This is a genomic window from Streptomyces sp. NPDC004667 (genome assembly GCF_040609475.1).
Classification (GTDB): domain Bacteria; phylum Actinomycetota; class Actinomycetes; order Streptomycetales; family Streptomycetaceae; genus Streptomyces.
Genome location: NZ_JBEXKC010000227.1, coordinates 1 through 2,762, shown reverse-complemented (window position 1 = coordinate 2,762; position 2,762 = coordinate 1). Strand labels below are relative to the sequence as shown.

Annotated in this window: 2 protein-coding genes and 1 pseudogene; 1 reads left to right on the top strand and 2 read right to left on the bottom strand. The window is 76.8% G+C overall.

Features of this window, described 5'->3' with window-relative positions:
* Positions 1–187 (bottom strand): hypothetical protein (locus ABZW32_RS39510; protein WP_356225713.1); only part of this gene is annotated, 187 nt, incomplete at its 3' end.
* A 318-nt stretch (positions 188–505) separates the two neighbouring features.
* On the opposite strand from ABZW32_RS39510, the pseudogene ABZW32_RS39505 reads away from it, so the two are divergent.
* Positions 506–1,204 (top strand): annotated as a pseudogene (locus tag ABZW32_RS39505) (transposase); the annotation flags it as partial.
* A 472-nt stretch (positions 1,205–1,676) separates the two neighbouring features.
* Here ABZW32_RS39505 and ABZW32_RS39500 read toward each other — a convergent pair.
* Positions 1,677–2,762 (bottom strand): helix-turn-helix domain-containing protein (locus tag ABZW32_RS39500; protein ID WP_356225712.1); only part of this gene is annotated, 1,086 nt, incomplete at its 5' end.

Genomic DNA, 2,762 nt, shown 5'->3' with positions numbered 1-2,762 from the left:
CGCGGTCCCGGTGGGCGTCGAAGCGCTGGCAGAGTGCGTTGCAGAGGTGCAGGTAGGGGGCTCCGGGTGCGAGGACGTCGAGGGTGTCGTCGGGGGTGTGGGCGCGCGGCTGCCCCGGAACGGGCGCCGGGTACGCGCACCTCCACGCTTCCGGAGATCCGCCCGGGGGGCGAGGTTCCCCGGCCACACTGTTCGGAGTACGCGGTTCCGGTGGTGTTCGGCCGTGCGGGGCAAGGGATCCGCGGGGGTCGGCTGCCCGCGGCGGGCGCCGCGGAGGGTCCCCGCGGGGCCCCGTACGGGTTCCGGCGGGCCCCGGGTGGTGGCCGGGTCACCACCCGGGGCGGTACGCGGCGGCGGGGAGCCGGGACCGGTCGGCCGCCCCGGGCGGCGCCGGGAAGTGTGGTTCCGGCCTACCTGGGCGCCGGCCGGTGGGCGGGTGACGGTGGAGGGACCCAATGACCTGCCCCGGCCCCCACGTTCCGGGGTGCAGAACGCGAGGAGCACCATGAGGGCCATCCGCCCGGTGGAAGCCGAGACCCCGACAGGTGACCAGTCCGCGGAGGTGCGGGCGCTGCGCACGTCGGTGCTGGGGTCGCTGCGCCGCCGGGACCAGCGTCACAAGGGCGAGCTCTACGTGCACGGGCTGCTGAACACCCCCGGCCGCAAGACGATGCGCAATCTCGCCGTGACCACGGGCCGCCGCTCGGCGGAGCAGAGCCTGCACCACTTCATCAGCTGTTCCACCTGGGACTGGTCGCCGCTGCGGGCGGAGCTGACGGCCGGGCTGGAGCGGCTGCTCGCGCCGCGTGCCTGGGTGGTGCGGCCGCTGGTGATCCCGAAGACGGGCCGTCATTCGGTGGGCGTGGGGCGGCGGTTCGTCCCGCAGCTGGGGCAGGTGGTCAACAGCCAGCACGGATACGGGCTGTGGCTGGCCTCGGGCGCGGGCGCGGCGCCCGTCAACTGGCGGCTGTCGCTGAGCGGCGACTGGCTGGACGACACGGAGCTGCGCCGGCGGGCCGCGATACCGGAGGACTCGGTGGATCCGCGCACGGCGGAGGCGCTGGCCGTGGACATGGTGCTGGAGACGGCCGGATGGGGCGCCTCCGCGCTGCCGGTGGTGGCGGACGCCCGGGAGGAGGGCGTGCTGCCGCTGGTGGAGGCGTTCTCCCGGGCGCGGCTGCCGTTCCTGATCCGGGTGGGAGCCGGTACGGGGCTGCTCGCGCCGAGCCTGTCGGCGGGGCGCAGCCGGGCGGTGGCCGGGTCGGCGGGCGGGCTCGCGGAACTGGCGCGCTCCCAGCGGCGCCCCGTGCAGTGGCACGACCCGGCGTGGCCGGGGCAGACCCGGACCTCGCTGGTGGGGCTGCTGCCCGTGCGGCTGCCCGGCGGGCCGCCCGGGCCGTCGGCGCTGACCCTGGTCGGGGTGTGGGATCCGGACCGCCGGGAGGTGGCGGAGCTGTGGCTGACGGGCATGTCGGGCGCGGGCCGGGGCGCCCTGCTGGGGCTGGGCCGGCTGATCGGGCGGGCCGACGCCGACTTCCGCGGGACGAGCCTGTCGGTGGGGGCCCTGGACTTCGAGGGGCGTTCGTACCACGGCTGGCACCGGCACGCGACGCTGGTGTCGCTGGCGCACGCCTCTCGGCTGCTGGGCGGCGGCCTGCACCTGGGGGGCGGGCAGGTCACGTCCGCACCGTTGCAGGGGGGCCGGCGGGTTCGGGGTCGAGGCAGGTGCGGGCCCGTTGCAGCCGCAGGGCGAGCTGGAGTTCCAGTGCCTGGTCCGGATGCTGCCAGTCACGGCCCAGCAGCTGGGTGATGCGCTCCAGGCGGCGGGAGACCGTGTTGGGGTGGACGTAGAGGATCTCGGCCGCGCGGGTGGGACTGCCCGCGGCGCTGAACCAGCCCTCCAGGGTCTCGACCAGGTTGCCGAAACGTTCCGCGTCGTGGTCGAGGAGCGGGCCCAGGGTGCGTTCGACGAATCCGGCGACGTCGTGGTCCCCGGCGAGGAGCATGCCGAGGAAGCCCAGGTCGCGCGCGGCGGCGGAGCGGCCCGTCCCGCCGAGGGCGACGAGGGCCTGGAGGCAGCGCACGGCCTGCTGGTAGGCGGTGTGGACGGCGTCGGCACCCCGGGTGGGCCCGCAGGCCCCGGCGGTGACCTGCGTGCCGGTCGCGGCGGCGAGGGCGGTGCGGACCTCCTCGGCGACGGCCGCCGCGTCCTCGCCGGGCAGCAGCAGGACCAGTCGGCCGGACTGGACGGTCTTCATGCCGCGCCGGTGGCGGACGTAGCCGCCGGCCCAGCTCTCCACGAGGTCGCCGGCCCCGGTCTGCGGGTCCGCGACGACCACGACGTGCGGGCGGTGCAGTTCGGCGGCGAACCGGCTGGCCCGTTCGACGAGCCGCTCGGGCGGCCCGTCCCAGGTGGTGAGGTCGGCCAGCAGGTCGTCGCGGACCTGCCCCTCGACCGCGCCGGAGCGCTGTACGACGAGCAGCAGCGACACCGTGCGGGCGTAGGAGACGAGGAGTTGGTCGGCGGGCGCCCCGGCCCCGGCGGCCGGGTGGAAGAGCAGGCAGCCGATGTCCTGCGAGCGCACGGAGAGCGGGACGACCCAGGTGCCGTCGGACAGCGGGCAGGCGACGCCGGTGGCCGCCGCGTTGAGCCGGACGCGGGCCAGTTCCGCGTCGTCCGTGCGCGGCAGGCGGCCGTGTTCGGCGAGCCGTTCGCCGCCCTCGCCGCGGACGGCCAGGCTGCCGCCGAGGTCCGCCGCGGC